Genomic DNA, 17,603 nt, shown 5'->3' with positions numbered 1-17,603 from the left:
ACTCCTTGTCCAATAAGTCACGAGACATGACAGGACTAGACGATCAAGCATTCCGCGCTGAATTTCCCCAGGTGAAGTTGCAACTGGTTTTCATTTAGGGGCGAATCGTCTAGCAGCATCAGAAGCGAGCTAGACGATCCGCTCCGAACAGCTCCCAGACATGCAGAAAGCCCGCCGGCGTAAACGCGCCAGCGGGCTAAAAGCAGCTACCTCGCAGAAGTTACTTTGCAAACTCCTCGACGAGTGCGGCGTTGAAGGCCGGCAGATCGTCCGGGGTGCGCGACGAGATGACGCCGGAGTCGATGACAACTTCCTCGTCGACCCACTCGGCACCTGCGTTGACCAGGTCGGTCTTGACGTTGGCAACGGAGGTGATCTTCACGTCCTTCAAGATGTCGGCATCCGTCATGATCCAGCCACCGTGGCAGATCACGCCGATCGGCTTGCCTGCGTCCTTGAACGCCTTGACCAGGGCGACGGCGTCAGAATCAACGCGGATGGCATCCGCGTTGAGGGTGCCGCCCGGGAGGATGAGGGCGTCGTAGTCGGCAGCCTTGGCATCGGCGGTGGTGACGTCGACGGCGACCTTGGCGCCCTTCTTGCCCTCGATCTCACCGGTTTCGGTGGAGACGACCTTGGTGGTTGCGCCGGCTTGTTCGACGGCCTCCTTCGGGGAGGTCAGTTCGGAATCTTCAAAGCCGTCGGTCGCGAGGATTGCGATGGTCTTGTTATTCAGATCGGCCATTGGTATTTCCTTTCGTCGATAACCAATTGCGGCACACCACCGTACCTAGTCTTCGTCGTTCACGCCGGGGAGGCGTCCGGGTGGGTTGGTGTCGATGTCGGACGGGGTGTCGTCGTCAAGCGGGACGCGCGTGGAGCCAAGCCCCTCTTTCACGGGCTCTTTTTCGCGTTTGGCAAGGCGCATCATGTGGTCGCGCACAGCGAGGAAGGATTCCTTGGAATCCATGGTCTGAGTTTGTTGGGTGGCCATGGCTATCTCGTCGGCGGTGATCTCGCCGGAGCGCAGCGAGACCATTTCAGCCCAGTAACGCAGCCACACGGCGGCGACAGCGGCAACCGGAACCGCGAGGAACGCGCCGACGATGCCGAACAGGGTGCCGCCGACAGCGACGGCGAGCAGGACCACGGCGGCGTGTAAGCCCATCGCCTGGGACTGCAGGATCGGCGAGAGAACGTTGCTCTCCAGCTGCTGCACGGCGATGATGAGGATGAGCACGAACACGGCGTTCATGAACCCGTTGGACACCAACGCGATGATCACCGCCAGAGCGCCTGCAGAAATCGCACCGACGATCGGGATGAAGCCGGCGAAGAACGTGATCACCGCGAGCACCGGCCACAGTGGCACGCCGAGGAACAGTAGGCCGAGACCGATGAAGATGGCGTCAACACCGGACACGATGGCCTGGGTGCGGATGAATCCGGACAGGGTGTTCCAGGAGCGGCTGCACACTTCGGTGAGGTGCCAACCAGCGCGCACGCCGGTGTACTTGCGCACCCATGGCAGGAAGCGGTCGCCGTCTTTGAGGAAGAAGAAGGTGAGCACCAGGGTCAGTGCGAGCGTGGTGCCTACCGACGCAATCGCGCCCAGGCCCGAGAACACTCCCGACGCAATGTTGGAGGCCTGGCCCTTGGCAAAGGCGGTGACTTGATCGACGGTTTCTTGGATCTTTTCCGGCTCAAGGAATGCCAGGTCGCGCTGTTTCAGCCAATCGACGATCTGATTGAGGCCCTGCTCAGTCTGACGTACGAGCTCGCTGCCTTGGCTTTTCACGGTTGGGGCCATGGCGGCGAAGATGCCGCCGATGATGCCGAAGAAGCCGATCAGGGTGATGAACGTGGCCAGGGATGCGGGGACCTTGTGGTCGCGCATCCAGCGCACCGGTGGCCACAGGACGGTGGACACAATCAGTGCTAGAAGAATCGGCAGAAGGCCCATCCAGACCCATTTGAGCAGGTAGAGAAGGATGGCCGTGGCTGCGACAACGATGATGAAGCGCAGTGCCCACGCGGCGGCGGTGCGGCCGTCGGAGGCGATGACCTCGCCGCGGTCAACCGGCTCGCGGGAGAGGTCTTGGGCGGCGTCGGCCGTGGTGGGCAGTGTCTGGATCGGGTCTACAGCCGTGTCCAGAGCTCCCACATATTTTGGTTTTTTACGTTCACTCACGTGGTCATTGTGTCAGAGATGTGGGGTTATGCATAAGGGGAAGGGGCGTGGGGTCGTCGAAAAGTGCGCGCAAGGAAGAGTTGTCCTAGACCACAAAGAGATTTGGGTGTAGTGTGGCCCACAATTCATTCCACGACCGAGAAAGGCCACAACGATGACTGTGTTTCCCAACCCTGGCACCGAGGGCTCGAACGTCAAGTTCCGCAAGCGCTACGACAACTACATCGGCGGCGACTGGGTTCCGCCGGTAGATGGCGAGTACTTCGAGAACATCACCCCGGTCACCGGCGAGGTGTTCTGCGAGGTTGCACGCGGTAAGGAAGCCGACATCAACCTGGCGCTCGACGCCGCACACAAGGCCGCACCCGCGTGGGGGAAGACCTCCCCGCAGGAGCGTTCCGGCGTCCTGCTGAAGATCGCGGACCGCATGGAGGAGCACCTTGAGGAGCTCGCCGTTGCGGAAACGTGGGAGAACGGCAAGGCTGTGCGTGAGACGCTCGCTGCCGATATTCCGCTGGCGATTGACCACTTCCGTTACTACGCAGGCGCGCTGCGTGCACAGGAAGGTCGTCTGAGCCAGATTGACGACGACACCGTCGCCTACCACTTCCACGAGCCACTCGGCGTTGTTGGCCAGATCATTCCGTGGAACTTCCCGCTGCTCATGGCGGCCTGGAAGCTTGCTCCGGCGCTGGCTGCAGGTAACGCGATCGTGCTCAAGCCGGCGGAGCAGACCCCGGCGTCGATCCTGTATCTGATGGATCTGATCGGCGACCTCATTCCGGCGGGTGTGCTGAACATTGTCAACGGTATGGGCGACGAGGCCGGCGCGGCACTGTCTGGTTCTGACCGCATTGCCAAGATCGCGTTCACCGGCTCAACTGAGGTGGGCAAGATCATCAACAAGGCCGCGGCCGACAAGATCATCCCGGTCACCCTCGAGCTTGGCGGCAAGTCCCCGGCACTGTTCTTCGAGGACATCTTTGCCAAGGATGATGACTTTAAGAAGAAGGCCATCGAGGGCTTCGCTATGTTCGCCCTGAACCAGGGGGAGGTCTGCACCTGCCCGTCCCGTGCGCTGGTGCATGAGTCCATTGCGGACGAGTTCCTTGAGCTGGGCGTGCAGCGCGTCAAGCAGATCAAGACCGGCAACCCGCTGGACACCGAAACGATGATGGGTGCGCAGGCCTCCACCGAGCAGATGGACAAGATCAAGTCCTACCTCGAGCTTGGGCCCCAGGAAGGCGCTGAGGTGCTCACCGGCGGCGGCGTGAACAAGATTGAGGGCCTGGAAAACGGCATGTACATCGAGCCGACCGTGTTCAAGGGCACCAACGACATGCGTATCTTCCAGGAGGAGATCTTCGGCCCGGTGATGTCCGTGACCACGTTCAAGGACTTCGACGAGGCTATCCGCATTGCCAACGACACCATCTACGGTCTCGGCGCCGGTGTCTGGGCGCGCTCCGGCACCACCGCATACAAGGCGGGTCGCGCGATCCAAGCGGGTCGTGTGTGGGTGAACCAGTACCACTCCTACCCGGCTCACGCGGCGTTCGGTGGTTACAAGAAGTCCGGCATCGGCCGCGAAACCCACCTGATGATGCTCGACCACTACCAGCAGACCAAGAACCTCCTCTGGTCCTACTCCGAGAAGGAAACTGGCCTGTTCTAAGGGCTTTTGCTTGTCGACGACACCCTCACCGCCCACTTATGTTCCCGGTCGGTGAGGGTGTTTTTGCGTGCTTCTACCTGCGGAAACAAATAAAGTTGCGTCGAGTGGGAACAACTTTGGGTACAGTGCCGTTACATAGATTGAGTGCAACAGGCTCAAGGATGTGCCCGCCGGTGTTATAGTGGTGGCCGTCAAGTTGAGTCGAAGCGCATCAACTTACTGATAAACCACATTTCAACAGGAGGAATTACTTTTATGGCACGCGCAGTTGGTATTGACCTTGGCACCACGAACTCGGTTGTTTCCGTCCTTGAGGGCGGCGAGCCGGTAGTTATCGCTAACGCTGAGGGTTCCCGCACCACCCCGTCGGTTGTAGCTTTTGCGAAGAACGGTGAGGTGCTTGTTGGTCAGTCTGCAAAGAACCAGGCGGTGACCAACGTCGATCGCACGATCCGCTCCGTGAAGCGTCACATGGGCGAGGACTGGACCGTAGATATCGATGGCAAGAAGTACACCCCGCAGGAGATTTCCGCTCGTACGCTGCAGAAGCTGAAGCGCGACGCGGAGGCTTACCTGGGTGATGAGGTCACTGAGGCTGTTATTACCGTTCCGGCTTACTTCGAGGACGCTCAGCGTCAGGCCACCAAGGAGGCTGGCCAGATCGCAGGCCTGAACGTCCTGCGTATCGTGAACGAGCCGACCGCTGCGGCACTGGCTTACGGCCTGGATAAGGCCGAGAAGGAAGAGACCATCCTGGTCTTCGACCTCGGTGGCGGTACCTTCGACGTGTCCCTGCTGGAGATCGGCGATGGCGTTGTTGAGGTACTGGCTACCGCTGGTGACAACGAGCTCGGCGGCGACGACTGGGATAACCGCGTAGTCGAGTGGCTCGTGGACAAGTTCAAGTCCCAGAACGGCGTTGACCTGTCCAAGGACAAGATGGCTATGCAGCGTCTGCGTGAGGCTGCGGAAAAGGCCAAGATTGAGCTCTCGTCTGCACAGCAGGCTTCTATCAACCTGCCGTACATCACGGTTGACTCTGAGAAGAACCCGCTGTTCCTCGACGAGACCCTGACCCGCACCGAGTTCCAGAAGATCACCTCTGACCTGCTGGACCGCACCAAGACTCCGTTCAACCAGGTGATCAAGGATGCTGGCATGTCTGTCGGCGACATTGACCACGTTGTTCTGGTTGGTGGCTCGACCCGTATGCCGGCTGTGTCCGATCTGGTCAAGGAGCTCACTGGCAAGGAGCCGAACAAGTCCGTGAACCCGGACGAGGTTGTGGCTCTGGGTGCTGCTCTGCAGGCTGGTGTCCTGCGCGGCGACGTCAAGGACGTGCTGCTGCTCGACGTCACTCCGCTGTCCCTCGGTATTGAAACCAAGGGTGGCGTGATGACCAAGCTCATCGAGCGCAACACCACCATCCCGACGAAGCGTTCGGAGACCTTCACCACGGCTGAGGACAACCAGCCGTCCGTGCAGATCCAGGTCTTCCAGGGTGAGCGCGAGATCGCTTCCGCGAACAAGCTGCTCGGCTCCTTCGAACTGGCAGGTATCGCTCCGGCACCGCGTGGTGTTCCGCAGATCGAGGTCACTTTCGACATCGACGCCAACGGCATCGTGTCCGTGTCCGCGAAGGATAAGGCCACCGGCAAGGAGAACACGATCAAGATCCAGGACGGCTCTGGTCTGTCTGATGAAGAGATCGATCGCATGATCAAGGACGCCGAGGCTCACGCTGACGAGGACAAGAAGCGTCGCGAGGAGCAGGAGACCCGCAACAACGCGGAGACCATGGCGTACCAGACCCGCAAGTTCATGGACGAGAACGGCGAGAAGCTCTCCGAGGACATCAAGACCCGCGTCACCGAGGCTGCCGATGCTGTGGACGAGGCACTCAAGGGCGAGGACCTGGATGCCATCAAGTCTGCAGTGGAGAAGCTGACCACCGAGTCCCAGGCAATGGGCACCGCACTCTACGAGGCTCAGGCCAACGAGGGTGCTACCCAGGCTGATGCTGGCGACGACAACGTTGTGGACGCCGAGGTTGTCGAGGACGACGACACCGACGCCGACAACAAGTAATCCAACCCAGTACGTGTAAGGAGGCGACGTCTGATGACGAACCCGAACAACGAGCAGATGCCCGACAACCCGGGTAATCCGGAGGCGACGGACGAACAGTACGTCTCCCCGGATCAGGCGGAAGCCCTGGCCGACGAGGCGGCTGAGTCCGAGGCACTGTCCACGGACGAGGACCCCCTCGTTGCCGCGGAAGCTGAGTTGAAGGACTTGGAAGGCGCAGCGCAGATCGCCGACGGCGAGGTAGACCCGGACGTCGATGGTGACGGCGCGGTCAGCGACATCGAGTTGCAGCTCGCAGAGCGCACCGAGTCCCTGCAGCGCGTCAGCGCCGAATACGCCAACTACCGCCGGCGCACGGAGCGTGAGCGTGGCGAGATTGCCACCACCGCAAAGGCAAAGTTTGCCACCGAGCTGCTGCCGCTTCTCGACGATCTCGATCTCGCCCAGCAGCACGGCGACCTGGAAGAAGGCCCGCTGAAGGCCTTCGCGGATAAGTTCCGTTCCATCGTCGCCGGCCAGGGTGTGAAGGAGTTCGGTGCTGAGGGTGACGAGTTCAACCCGGAGGTCCACGAGGCCGTGCAGGATCTGTCCCAGGGCGATGAAAAGGTGCTGGGAACGGTGCTGCGCAAGGGCTACACGGTGGGTGATCGCCTGGTGCGAAACGCCATGGTGATCATCGCCGATCCGGCCGAAAGTGCCGACACCACCGAGTAGCAACAACTTGGTGGCAGGGCCGGGGAATGGGTACACGCAAACAAGAAGCGGCCTGATCCCCGGCCTTTTTACTTAGATTATTTAGTGAACGAAATTTAGAAGACAACAACTCCACACCGATATACAGCGAAAGGAGGGTGCGAGATGGCTATGCAACAGGAATGGGCCGACAAGGATTATTACGGCGACTTAGGTGTGTCGTCGACGGCAAGCCAGGCCGATATTAAGAAGGCGTACCGCAAGCTCGCACGCGAAAACCACCCGGATTCGAACCCCGGCAACAAGAAGGCTGAGGAGAAGTTCAAGCGGGTCGCGGAAGCGTACGACGTGGTCGGCGACGAGCAGAAGCGCAAAGAATACGACCAGTTGAAGTCCATGATCGGCTCGGGCGGCTTTGGCCGGTTCGGGCGGGGAGGAGCGTCCGGTTTTCCGGGCGGGTTTCGCGGCACGGAGACGGAATTCGACCTCTCGGACATCTTCGGATCAGCCGCTGGTGGACAAGCTGGAGACAGCGGCCTTGGTGATATCTTCGGTGGCTTCTTTGGCGGCCGCGGCGGTGCTGGCAGGAACGCTCGGCCGTCGCGGGGGGCCGACGTCGAAACGGAAATAACCCTCGACTTCCGCGAAGCCGCCAAGGGCACGACGTTCCCTGTCGAGCTCACCGGCGACGCACCGTGCACCACCTGCCACGGTTCCGGTTCGAAGTCCGGCAAGACGCACACGTGTGAGGTCTGCTCTGGCTCCGGTTACATCCGGGAGAACTCCGGCGCGTTCGGCATGGCTCGTCCCTGCACGAACTGCCACGGCACCGGTGAAGTCATCGAGGATCCGTGCACCACATGCAACGGCACCGGCACCGTCCGACGTACCCGTTCGATCACGGTCCGCATCCCCGCAGGCGTCATCGATGGTCAGAAGGTGCGCCTCGCCGGTCAAGGCGAGGCAGGTCCCAACGGCACTCCCGCAGGCGACCTGTTTGTCACTGTGCATGTGCGTAGCGACGACACCTTTACCCGCTCCGGCGACGACCTCGAAGTCACGGTCCCCGTCTCGTTTGCAGAGGTCGCCCTCGGTTCCACTATCACGGTGCCGACCCTGGACAACCCGGTGAAGGTCAAGGTCCCCGCTGGTACCCCGAACGGCCGCACCTTGCGCGTGCGTGGCCGTGGTATCCCGAAGCGGTCCGGCAACGCCGGCGACCTGTTGGTCACGGTTGAGGTGAAGGTGCCGAAGGATCTTGACCCGTCCGCAACCAGTGCACTGCGCGCGTACGCCCAGGCCGAGAAGGATTCTGGTTTCGACCCGCGCGCCGGCTGGTCCGAGCGCTAGACGGCGAAAGGAGGTGTAACCATGGCAGAAGAGAAGGAATACTTCGTCATCTCTGTCGCCGCCGAGCTCACCGGTATGCACGCCCAGACCCTGCGCACCTACGACAGGCTCGGCCTGGTCACGCCGAAGCGCACCAAGGGAGGCGGCCGGCGCTACTCCAGCCGTGACATCTCGATGCTGCGCCGCATTCAGTACCTCTCCCAAGAGGAAGGCGTGAACCTGGCGGGCATCAAGACGATCATTGAGCTCTCCGCGCAGATCGAGGAACTGCAGGACGAGTTGGATGCCCAGCGTGGCCACAACGAGGAGTTGCGTCAGAAGTTGCGCAACGGTTCCCGTCGTGGCGGCGAGTTGGTGCACGTGCCACGTTCCACCGCGATCGTGGCATGGGAGCCAGCTGCTTCACGACGACGCCGTCGCCGCAACCTCACCCCCGACGCCTAGTCGGCGGCAACGACAGACAAGAAAAGCCCGCGCTACCCATCACAGGGGCAGCGCGGGCTTTATCGCGCATTCGAACTACCGCAACCTACCCGCCGAACTCGATGGCGGCGGCACCACCGATGTGGCGGAGGTTGGACTTGGCCAGGTTGAACAGTCGGCCGACGCCACCTTCAAGGAAGGCGGTGCGGGCGCCGGACTTGGCAAAGCCCTTCATCATGTCCCAGGTGATTCCCGGCGGCAGGGAGAGAGCCTCGGGGTCGGTGACGATGTCGACGACCACGGGGCCGTCGTAAGCAAGTGCTTCCTTGAGCATCGGTTCGAGGTCCTCGGGCTCCTCGATGCGGAAGGACTTGATGCCGACACCCTTGGCGATCTCGGCGAAGTTGACCTGTTCGTGGTCGGTGCCGAAGTAGGGCATCCCGGCGACCATCATCTCGAGTTTGACCATGCCGAGCGAGGAGTTGTTGAAGCAGATCACCTTCACCGGCAGCTGGTGCAGTTTGATGGTGAGCAGTTCGCCCATGAGCATGCCCAGGCCGCCGTCGCCGGACCAGGAGATGACCTGACGGTCCGGCTGTGCTGCCTGGACGCCGATGGCCATCGGCAGAGCATTAGCCATGGTGCCGTGGAGGAAGGATGCGCCTTCGTCGCGCTTACCGTTCGGGGTGAGGTAGCGCGAGGACCACACGTTGCACATGCCGGTGTCGACGGTGAAGTAGGCGTCGTCGTCGGCAAGTTTGTCCAGCACGGAGGCAGCGAGCTCGGGGTGGATCGGCTTCTTCGACTCGAAGGCTTCCTCGGTGTAGCTCTTCACCACGTGGTCCAGCAGCTGGTAGTGGCGCTTGAGCATCTTGTCCAGGAACTTGCGGTCCTTCTTCTCCTCGACGTGGGGGAGGATGTTTTCGATGACGCTCTTGACGTCGCCGACGACGGGGTAGTCGACCTTGGTGCGGCGGCCGATGTGGGTGCCGTTGATGTCGATCTGGGCGACGTTTTCCTCGGGCAGCCAGTCGGTGTAGGGGAAGTCGGTGCCGACCATGATGAACAGGTCGGACTCTTCCATGGCGTCGAGGCATGCGCCGTAGCCAAGGAGGCCGGACATGCCGACGTCGTAAGGGTTGTCGTACTCGAAGTACATCTTGCCGCGGAAGGAGTGGCCGATCGGGGATTTGATCTTCTCGGCCAAAGCGAAGACTTCGTCGCGGGCGTCGCGTGCACCGTAGCCGCAGAACAGGGTGACCTTGTCGGCGTTGTTGATGGCCTCGACAAGCCGTGCGGCCTCGGAGGGGTCCGGGTAGACGCGCTTGTCCTTGCCGGTGGCGTAGACGGAGTCGGCGGTGTGAGGACCGTCGGCAACGTCGGCGGCGAACACGTCGCCAGGCACGACCATCACGGACACACCGTTGCCGGCGAGTGTGTTCTGCAGGGCGTTGTGCAGCACGCGCATGCCCTGGTCGGCGGTGTGGACGACCTCGCAGTAGGAGGAGCACTCCTGGAACAGCATCTCCGGGTGGGTCTCCTGGAAGAAGGAGGAACCGATCTCGGCCGTCGGGATATGCGATGCAATGGCGAGTACCTTCGCGCCGTTGCGGTGGGACTCGAACAGGCCCTGGACGAAGTGAGTGTTGCCCGGGCCGCAGGACGCGCCGCAGACGGCGAGTTCGTCGGTGGCTAGCGAGTCTGCACCGGCAGCAAACGCTGCGGCTTCCTCGTTGCGGACGTGGACCCACTCGATGTCGCTTTCGCGCACGGCGTCAGAAAGCGGGTTGAGCGAGTCGCCCACCAGACCGTAAATGCGTTTAATGCCGAGGGCCTCGAGGCGCTCGACGACTTGCTCTGCAAAGTTTGCCATGGTTTATCAGACTCCTAAAGGTAGTTTCTTTAAACGTTCGCCATGGTAACGCCATTTCTTAAGTTGTGCTTGCGCGCTGTTGCAAAGCAGACACAAAGGCCGGGTCTGTGAAGTAGTCGGAGTGCCCGCCGCGCACGCCCTCCACGCGCTGTGCGCCCCACCCTACATACGACGGCGACGCGCCGAGCACCGCCGACGGCCCAGAGCGCAGCAACAGGATGGGGTCCTGGGGTGAATCGACGACGTGAACGGTGGCGTACTCATCCGCAAGTGTGAGCTCGGAAACGTGCTGGCCTGCGACGCCGGCGCTGCCGAGGACCCATAAGTCATCCGCTATAAGTCCATGGTCGCGCGCCGCCGTGGTGGCCAGCAGCGTGCCGTAACTGTGGGAGACGACGGTCTTCTGTGCGTCCGGGAAGCGCTCCTCAAGCGCCGCCTGAAACATCGCCAGATCATCCGCACCGGCCGAAGCACGCAGGGGAGAGACCGCCCGCGGCACCGAGCGTGGCGGTGCATAACCCTGCCACACCACCACCGCAGCACCGGTCTGCTGCGCCAACCGCGACGCCTTTGCCAACTCACCCTCCAACTTCGCGGGCGCGCCCGTGGTCGCGCCGGCCACCATGGTGATCACCCGCGCCGGTTCCACAACGTCACCGACGACAACAGTGGTCGAAGCAGGTCCGGCCTCGAGAACGGTCCCGTCCGCAGCCTCCACGGCGGCACGAGTCGCGGCGGGCAAGGTCGGCACATGACGCGCGTGCAGGTCCTGAAACGACTCATCCGGGTGGGCGAACAGCGGGTCGTAGTCCTGCTCGTGCCCGCCAAGGCGCAACAAGGACCGTGCGAGTTCCAGGTCCAGCGCCATCGACATCGCATTGAGCCACAGCACGGTGCGCGAGTGCAGGTAGAGGGTGGCAAACATGGCGGCCTCGTCCAACTGCCGTTGCAGCCCCGCCGCCGTGGAGACAAGCGCAGCAGCCGTGGCCAAGTCGTCGGCACCGCGCGCAAACACAGACCCGAACGCATCTAACCGCGCGTATGCCGCATCCGCCGCCACGCCCCGAAAGCCCGTGGACACCAACGCCTCGCGTGAGGTTGGAACATGGGCGGCGCGCTCCCGGGCGGCATCAGCAGCAAGGCGCAACGCGGCCGCTGCCGCCGAGAGTTCCGCCGCGTCCAGCGCCGGGCGGTACGTGGCAACACTCATGGCGCAAGCCTCGCTTCCAGGTCGGCGTCCACGCCCTCCACCGCGCGGGCAAAGCGCGCGATGGAATTGAGGTGGGTGTTGAGGTGGGCGGTGGTGTCGTCGATAAGCATGTGCGTGCTGTTGCGTATCGACGACAACGCTTCCGCCGTCCGCGACACCCCCACCTGCGCAAACGGTAACGGTGTGAACGTTCGGGTGAGGCCGCGGGCGACGGGTGCTGTGCGTGTTGAGATTTCAAGAGTCATGGGCCGAATCCTCTGCGCACCAGCACACAACCACAAGGGGCGAAGAAAAATCTGTGGATAACTGCCCCGAAATCCACCTAAAGTTATCCACATGAAGATCGCGTTGGTGCAAACGGTCACAGGCAGTGACACAATGGACAACTTTGCCCACCTTGCTCCGCTGGTGCGCGACGCCGCCGCCCAAGGCGCGAGCCTGATCGTGCTGCCGGAGGGTGCCAGTCAGGCCTTTGAGCAGGGCCGACTGGATACGCAGGCGGATGACCTCGACGGCGCGTTTGCCACCAACATGCGCGACCTGGCAGGCGAGCTCGGCGTGACCATCGTGGCTGGCATGTTCCGGCCCGCCGATACCGTTCAGCGCGGTGAGAAAACTATCAACCGCGTCTACAACACCGCCCTGATCACGGGAAATGGCCTGCATGAGGGCTACGACAAGATCCACACGTACGACGCGTTCAACTACCGCGAGTCCGACACCGTGCGCCCCGGCGAACGCCTGGTCACCTTCGAACACGAGGGCGTGACGGTGGGCGTGGCCACCTGCTTCGACATTCGCTTCCCCGAGCAGTTCCAGGCCCTTGTGGACCGCGGCGCCCAAGTCATTGTCGTACCCACAAGCTGGGCCGACGGGCCCGGCAAGGTGGAGCAGTGGCGCATCCTGACCGCCGCGCGCGCCCTCGACGCCGGGGTGTTCATCGCGGCTGCCGGCCAGTCGCGCCCGGATTTTGAAACCAAAGCGGGCGAGCCGTCCGGTCCCACCGGCGCGGGCCACTCAACCGTGGTCGACCCTTCCGGCACGCGCATCGCCGAAGCCGGCTACGGGCCCGAAACCCTGGTCGTAGACATCGACCCCGAAGAGACCGTCAAGCAGCGCAAACGCCTCCCGCTCGGCCAGATCCGCGCGGATACTACGATGCGCTAAACCACTCCGGCGTCGCGTCGTGGGCGATGACCTGCACGCCCTCGGCCCCGGCCTCCTGAAGCGCTGCCGTGATCGCGGCCGCGCGCACCTCGTCCGCACACACGATCACGTCGCGGCCCCACCACATTCCCGGCCCCGACACCACCTGCTCCAGCGACGCACCCAGCCGCGACTCCACCACCCAACTCACGTCCAGCCAGTCCTGCGCGCCAGCCAACGCGTCCAGCGCCGCGCGGTCGTACGTCACATCCGAAACCACGTGCACATCGAGGCGCTCCTCGCATTCCAACCAGTGAAAAACCAGCGCCTTCGCCGCAGCCAACCCCGTCCCCGCGGCCACCAAGAGCACTTGCTTATCGACGAACCCCTGCAGACCCCCGCGCGCCACACCCAATGTCAACCACGCGCCGGGCGCAACCGCAAGATCGGTGCCGGTGCTGATGTGAAACTCCATTTGTCCGAACGGATTCGATGGCAGCGCCGGGATCAGTCCGGTCCACATGCCGGGGGCCTCCGGCGACATTACGGGCAGCGTTTCACCGGGGGCGTAGATGATGCGCGTGCCTGCCTCGAGGCGCACGATCTGCACCCCGTCGCGCTCCTCCACGCTGGTGACCTGCGCCGCTGAGGCCGCCGGCACGCCCGCGTAGTCGGCTTGGGATGCTGCCTTGCGCATGACCTCGCCCGCTGCCACGAGCGCCGAGGTGGGGTCCTCGGTGTCGGCACCGCCAGCACCGGTGCCGACCTCGGCGCCGGTTTCTCCGGCGACGGTGCGGATGGCGTCGCCAAGCAACTGCATCGCGTTGGGGTACTCCTCGGCGGGGAAGCCGGTGCGGCGCAGGTCCAGCGCGATCGCGCGCAGACGGTCGGTGGTTTCGGTGGGGGAGTGGCTGAGGAGGAACGTGGTGGCGTCGATAAGCATCTGCGGCATGCGCTCACCAGGAGCAAGCATCATCGACGCATGTGGATACGCCTCCACGAACTTCGCGCGCCACACCTCACTCACGCGCGATCCGTGGGTGCGCAACAACTCAACGGACTCCGGAAAAGTCATGAAAACAGCGTACTGGGTTAGAGTACAGACTGTTTTATATGCGATAAGTGGATAAAGGAAGGTGCTGCGATGGAATTCACCCCATACACGCTGCTTACCGACATCGGATGGATCTCCCTCCTCCTCATCGTCGGCAACGTCCTGCGCAACCGACTGCGCGTACTGCAAGCATTGCTGCTGCCTGCACCGATCACCGCGGGCCTTATCGGGCTCATCCTCGGGCCGGAAGTCCTCGGCCTGATTAACTGGTCCGACCAGGTGGGCACGTACACCACGCTGCTCATCGCGGTGGTGTTCGCGTCGATGGCGTACTCGATGCAATTCGGCGGGTCCGTGGCCACCGGTGCGCGCAACATGTGGGGCTATTCCACCGCAATGTTCATGGGGCAATGGGGCCTATTCATCCTGCTTGGCATCTACCTCTTCGCACCCGTATTCGGCACCGAGCCGTGGTTCGGCATGATGCTGCCCGTCGGCTTCGTCGGCGGCTTCGGCACCGCAGCGGCCGTCGGCTCCGCGCTTGAGGAGATCGGCGTTGAAGGCGCATCCTCTCTCGGCTTCACCTCCGCCACCGTGGGCACCCTCGTGGCGATTGTCGGCGGCGTGATCATGGCCAACTGGGGCATCCGCAAAGGCAAGGCATCCCAGCTCGCGGGCGATCTTCCCGACGACCTGCGCACCGGCTACATCCGCAACGAGGAAGAACGCCCCTCCATCGGCAAAGCCACCACCAACCCGTCGTCCATCGAACCGCTCGCACTGCACGCCGGCTTCATCGTGTTCACCGTGCTCATCGCGTACCTGCTGAACACGCTGATCAAGGGGCAGTGGCCAAACGTGTCCATCCCGCTGTTCGCCATGTCGTTCGTGGTCGGTCTGGTCGGCCGTCTTGCCTTGCGACTCGCCGGGCGCCCGAACTACCTCGACGGCTCCACCATCAACTCCATCTCCGGCGCTGCCACCGACTACATGATCGCCTTCGGCATCGCGTCTATCGTCCCCGCCGCACTCGCCGGCTACTGGCAGGCACTGGTTGTCATGTTCGTCCTGGGTACCGTGTTCTGCGTGGTCTGGATGCTGTGGGCCGGCCCGACCTTCTTTGGCGAAAACTGGCTCGAGCGTGGCCTGTTCGGCTGGGGCTGGGCCACCGCCGCCGTGGCCACCGGCATCGCGCTGCTCAAGATGGTCGACCCGAAACTCAAGTCCGGCACCCTCAACGAGTACGGCGTGGCCTACGTCGGCTTCGCCCCCTTCGAGATCGGCATGACCATCCTCGCACCGATCGCCGTCATCGCTGGCTTCACCACCGGTTTCGGCTGGGTGTCCTTCGCCGTCGCCGTGGGCGTGGTCGTGCTCGCCTACGTGCTCAAGTGGGTGCCCGTGCGTAACGACGACCGCAGCGCCTCCCCGGCAAGGGAGTAGCTACACGGGTTTCCTTTTAAGCACTGAATGGATGTATTGCTGCCCCGCTAGCCAGGATGCGGCAGCGGGGTTCATTGAATGCATAAGGCGTGCGGATATTCGATGAACACGGATCAATTGCCCAGGGTCAAGCAGCGGTTCTAGATGGCTTGCACGATTTCGTGCGTGCCGTACTGCATTTGCCCACTGGTAAATGACAGCGGGATTAGCGCTCTGGAATTCGGAAGCGTTCCGAGCAGTAAATGCATGCTTGAGAGTCTCGTCCCAAATCCGCATCCGGGGATTTTGAGGAGAAGAAACCTGGGGTTGAGGCAAGATGAAAAGCCATGAACCGAAAGGCAAAGCCGCGACAAGGTCGTCATGAGAAGGATTCGGCTTTGCACAATTGCCAAGTTCGTCTCGTAGGGCTGGTTCCGCTTTTTGCCAAAGTGGCCTTTTGCGTGGTGGCGAAATAATCTGGCGAAGTCGAGGTGCAGGATCCTTTAGCCAGTCCCTTGTGTACGCACAAGTACGGTTTGGATCATTAACCGGTTGGGATGCATTCCAAGTTTGAAGGCGTGAATTGATGCTGTTTCTGAGTTGTACTTCGACCATACCTGTGGTCGCAGCGACAGCTCCCGCCATCTCGATATTCCAAAGGTAGAGCAGAAGTGCTTGTTTTTCTGAGCCCCCGGCTGCCTGTATGTAAGTTTTGAAGCGAGGGTCAGAAAGAGCACGCGTAATCGAATATGTAGTTTGCTTCTGCACAAAACTATATATACAGTTGGTTCTCACAAGACGGGTTAAAATCCGGTAATTAAGAGAATGTCCGCTAGGTGCAGTCGCGCCCAGCGGCTTTCTTTTTGTCGCTTAACCCGTAACAACCGTGAGGCAAACGCGCCCCTGATCGTCTAGCTGCGTTTTTGTGCAACTAGACGATCTTTCTTTTATCGACCATCGTTTCCATCATCACCTGGGGAAACATTTTCGACGAAAGCTGATCGTCTAGCACGCACTGCCGCGCAACTAGACGACCAGCACTAAGGGCGTCGCGTTGATCGTTAGACTGAGTCGTTATGGAAATGGGGTATGAAGAGATCGTCCAGCGCCTTTTGGAGAAGAGTAAAGAAGCCTTCATTCTTGCGTTGGAGCTTTACAACCGTCCGACTCTGAAATATCACGCTGAGTCCTGCTCGATATTTCTTTGTAATGCTTGGGAGCTCATGCTCAAGGCGTACTTAGTCAAAGAACGAGGAGTCGAGGCTATCTACTACCCCGATGAGCCGGGGAAGACAATCGCGCTTGCGGATTGCCTGAAGAAAATTTTTACGAACGACAAAGATCCATTACGGGTGAACATGGCTGAGATCATCCGTTTCCGTAACATCAATACGCATTTCATTACTGACGAGTACGAGATCTTTATCGGTCCATTCCTGCAGAAGTCAGTGATGAACTATGCAGACAAACTGCTCGAGCTGCATGGCGAGTCTGTAAGTGAATTAATTCCGGAAAATCACCTCACGCTTGCTGTGCGTCGTGGTGCTATTGATCCCGACGTAATCCGGGCAAAATATGAACCACACGTCGCGGAGAAGCTCCTAAAAATGAGACAGTTTGCAGCAGACGCGGCTGGTACAGGTGAAGGGGGAGCCGCTGCTGCGATTTATGAGACGAACCTCCGCATCGTCAAGAAGTCGAAGGATGCTGATCTCAATGTCTACATCGATAGCGATGCTGATGCGGGCATTGCCATTGTCAAGGATGTCCGCGATGCAGCTAGTTACTATCCATACACCAAAAAATTGGCGGTTAACGAGGTGCTCAAGCGCCTCGCAAAGTCGAAGACAACCATCTATCACCGTGGAGAAAAACGCAGATTTAACAAGTATGACTTCGATCTTTTCATCAAAGTTTTTCAACTCCGGGACGACGAACGGTACGCCTACGACCGCAGTACGGCTGGTGAGAATGCGACAATGTGGACATATTCTCAGCAGGCCGTCGAGCTAGTAGTTGGTTATCTGCAGAAGGATCCAGAAGGCTGCCTCGACGCACTTAAGAGAAAAGCAGGAAAATAAAAACGCCAACCCTCGGAGCAAAGGAATTCTCAGGCCGAAGCCTTACTCCCATTCGGGAACCCAGCTTTATCCTTCTCGGGTTGGCGCTGTAGTCATAATGCTAATTGCACATGTTGTCTTGCACAACACCTATTTGCCTATCGGGGAGCAGGGTTGGGCAAAAACCATGAGGTAAAAACGTTGAAAAACGTTTCTCCAAAGCCCTTCAGCCTTTCAGGGGAGCTGGCCTCCCTGCCTCTGATCGTCTAGGGCATAGCGAACCCGGGCATTAACAGGGATCTGCAGACGGCGCTGAGTTCAACCAGGCGATCGATGAGTGCATCGGGTGGTACAACACCGAACGCATCCAACAACGACTCAAGGTGTGTCTGATCTGATGTAGGTGGTCCAGTTCGGC

General features: G+C 61.1%; 14 protein-coding genes and 1 pseudogene. 9 read left to right on the top strand and 6 right to left on the bottom strand.

All coding sequences use genetic code 11. From position 1 onward, the window contains the following. Positions 1-220: 220 nt before the first annotated feature. Positions 221-745: a type 1 glutamine amidotransferase domain-containing protein gene (locus HMPREF3120_RS09095; RefSeq protein WP_070423283.1), complete on the bottom strand. Its 525-nt coding sequence runs from the start codon at positions 743-745 to the stop codon at positions 221-223. Between the two features lie 45 nt (positions 746-790). Next, on the bottom strand, positions 791-2,191 hold the full coding sequence (locus HMPREF3120_RS09090) for an AI-2E family transporter (protein ID WP_101741022.1): 1,401 nt from the start codon (positions 2,189-2,191) through the stop codon (positions 791-793). A 154-nt stretch (positions 2,192-2,345) separates the two neighbouring features. Between HMPREF3120_RS09090 and HMPREF3120_RS09085 the strand changes: the two genes are divergently transcribed. From HMPREF3120_RS09085 to HMPREF3120_RS09065, 5 genes are all read left to right on the top strand, one after another. Further along, positions 2,346-3,866 carry an acetaldehyde dehydrogenase ExaC gene (locus HMPREF3120_RS09085; protein ID WP_070452545.1) on the top strand — a complete coding sequence of 507 codons (1,521 nt, stop codon included), beginning with the start codon at positions 2,346-2,348 and terminating at the stop codon, positions 3,864-3,866. 255 nt (positions 3,867-4,121) lie between these two features. Beyond that, positions 4,122-5,954, top strand: coding sequence for a molecular chaperone DnaK (dnaK, locus tag HMPREF3120_RS09080; protein ID WP_070452541.1), 1,833 nt, complete (start codon positions 4,122-4,124; stop codon positions 5,952-5,954). A gap of 33 nt (positions 5,955-5,987) precedes the next feature. After that, entirely contained in the window at positions 5,988-6,668 is a 681-nt protein-coding gene (grpE, locus tag HMPREF3120_RS09075; RefSeq protein ID WP_070452538.1) for a nucleotide exchange factor GrpE, read from the top strand. Positions 6,669-6,812: 144 nt separating this feature from the next. Continuing rightward, positions 6,813-7,997 (top strand): molecular chaperone DnaJ, encoded by a 1,185-nt coding sequence (gene dnaJ, locus HMPREF3120_RS09070; RefSeq protein ID WP_070452535.1) that lies wholly within the window; start codon positions 6,813-6,815, stop codon positions 7,995-7,997. 21 nt (positions 7,998-8,018) lie between these two features. Beyond that, a complete protein-coding gene (locus HMPREF3120_RS09065) occupies positions 8,019-8,441 on the top strand; it encodes a heat shock protein transcriptional repressor HspR (RefSeq protein WP_070452532.1) in 423 nt (140 codons plus the stop codon). 85 nt (positions 8,442-8,526) lie between these two features. Here HMPREF3120_RS09065 and HMPREF3120_RS09060 read toward each other — a convergent pair whose 3' ends face one another. The 3 genes from HMPREF3120_RS09060 to HMPREF3120_RS09050 are packed head-to-tail and all read right to left on the bottom strand — an operon-like array spanning position 8,527 to position 11,748. Next, positions 8,527-10,293 (bottom strand): pyruvate dehydrogenase, encoded by a 1,767-nt coding sequence (locus HMPREF3120_RS09060; protein WP_070452529.1) that lies wholly within the window; start codon positions 10,291-10,293, stop codon positions 8,527-8,529. Between the two features lie 58 nt (positions 10,294-10,351). Beyond that, complete coding sequence (locus HMPREF3120_RS09055) at positions 10,352-11,503, bottom strand: alpha/beta hydrolase (RefSeq protein ID WP_070452526.1); 1,152 nt, start codon at positions 11,501-11,503, stop codon at positions 10,352-10,354. Next, entirely contained in the window at positions 11,500-11,748 is a 249-nt protein-coding gene (locus HMPREF3120_RS09050; RefSeq protein WP_070452523.1) for a hypothetical protein, read from the bottom strand. Before HMPREF3120_RS09050 ends, HMPREF3120_RS09055 begins: the two co-directional genes overlap by 4 nt. Positions 11,749-11,839: 91 nt before the next feature. Between HMPREF3120_RS09050 and HMPREF3120_RS09045 the strand changes: the two genes are divergently transcribed. Continuing rightward, positions 11,840-12,670, top strand: a complete 831-nt coding sequence (locus HMPREF3120_RS09045) for a carbon-nitrogen hydrolase family protein (protein WP_070452520.1) — start codon at positions 11,840-11,842, stop codon at positions 12,668-12,670. On the opposite strand, the gene HMPREF3120_RS09040 is transcribed toward HMPREF3120_RS09045, so the two are convergent. Further along, a complete protein-coding gene (locus tag HMPREF3120_RS09040) occupies positions 12,657-13,724 on the bottom strand; it encodes a ferredoxin reductase domain-containing protein (RefSeq protein ID WP_070452517.1) in 1,068 nt (355 codons plus the stop codon). The two genes, HMPREF3120_RS09045 and HMPREF3120_RS09040, sit on opposite strands and share 14 nt — an antisense overlap. 69 nt (positions 13,725-13,793) lie before the next feature. On the opposite strand from HMPREF3120_RS09040, the gene HMPREF3120_RS09035 reads away from it, so the two are divergent. From HMPREF3120_RS09035 to HMPREF3120_RS12525, 3 genes and pseudogenes are all read left to right on the top strand, one after another. Continuing rightward, entirely contained in the window at positions 13,794-15,146 is a 1,353-nt protein-coding gene (locus HMPREF3120_RS09035; protein WP_070452514.1) for a sodium/glutamate symporter, read from the top strand. 1,055 nt (positions 15,147-16,201) lie between these two features. Beyond that, positions 16,202-17,206, top strand: a complete 1,005-nt coding sequence (locus HMPREF3120_RS09030) for a DUF3644 domain-containing protein (protein ID WP_141739417.1) — start codon at positions 16,202-16,204, stop codon at positions 17,204-17,206. A gap of 299 nt (positions 17,207-17,505) precedes the next feature. After that, a pseudogene (locus HMPREF3120_RS12525) lies at positions 17,506-17,583 on the top strand (IS3 family transposase); the annotation flags it as partial. Positions 17,584-17,603: the final 20 nt, after the last annotated feature.

Origin of the sequence: Corynebacterium sp. HMSC11D10, assembly GCF_001806995.1 — a bacterium.
Lineage (GTDB): Bacteria > Actinomycetota > Actinomycetes > Mycobacteriales > Mycobacteriaceae > Corynebacterium > Corynebacterium coyleae.
Note: the sequence above shows the minus strand (reverse complement) of the source record. Positions and strands in the feature narration are given on the sequence as shown.

What these genes read in the sequence shown, in the direction of transcription:
- HMPREF3120_RS09095 (WP_070423283.1), bottom strand. Translation starts at nt 745, where the DNA reads ATGGCCGATCTGAATAACAAGACCATCGCAATCCTCGCGACCGACGGC.
- HMPREF3120_RS09085 (WP_070452545.1), top strand. Translation starts at nt 2,346, where the DNA reads ATGACTGTGTTTCCCAACCCTGGCACCGAGGGCTCGAACGTCAAGTTC.
- dnaK (WP_070452541.1), top strand. Translation starts at nt 4,122, where the DNA reads ATGGCACGCGCAGTTGGTATTGACCTTGGCACCACGAACTCGGTTGTT.
- grpE (WP_070452538.1), top strand. Translation starts at nt 5,988, where the DNA reads ATGACGAACCCGAACAACGAGCAGATGCCCGACAACCCGGGTAATCCG.
- dnaJ (WP_070452535.1), top strand. Translation starts at nt 6,813, where the DNA reads ATGGCTATGCAACAGGAATGGGCCGACAAGGATTATTACGGCGACTTA.
- HMPREF3120_RS09065 (WP_070452532.1), top strand. Translation starts at nt 8,019, where the DNA reads ATGGCAGAAGAGAAGGAATACTTCGTCATCTCTGTCGCCGCCGAGCTC.
- HMPREF3120_RS09060 (WP_070452529.1), bottom strand. Translation starts at nt 10,293, where the DNA reads ATGGCAAACTTTGCAGAGCAAGTCGTCGAGCGCCTCGAGGCCCTCGGC.
- HMPREF3120_RS09055 (WP_070452526.1), bottom strand. Translation starts at nt 11,503, where the DNA reads ATGAGTGTTGCCACGTACCGCCCGGCGCTGGACGCGGCGGAACTCTCG.
- HMPREF3120_RS09050 (WP_070452523.1), bottom strand. Translation starts at nt 11,748, where the DNA reads ATGACTCTTGAAATCTCAACACGCACAGCACCCGTCGCCCGCGGCCTC.
- HMPREF3120_RS09045 (WP_070452520.1), top strand. Translation starts at nt 11,840, where the DNA reads ATGAAGATCGCGTTGGTGCAAACGGTCACAGGCAGTGACACAATGGAC.
- HMPREF3120_RS09040 (WP_070452517.1), bottom strand. Translation starts at nt 13,724, where the DNA reads ATGACTTTTCCGGAGTCCGTTGAGTTGTTGCGCACCCACGGATCGCGC.
- HMPREF3120_RS09035 (WP_070452514.1), top strand. Translation starts at nt 13,794, where the DNA reads ATGGAATTCACCCCATACACGCTGCTTACCGACATCGGATGGATCTCC.
- HMPREF3120_RS09030 (WP_141739417.1), top strand. Translation starts at nt 16,202, where the DNA reads ATGGAAATGGGGTATGAAGAGATCGTCCAGCGCCTTTTGGAGAAGAGT.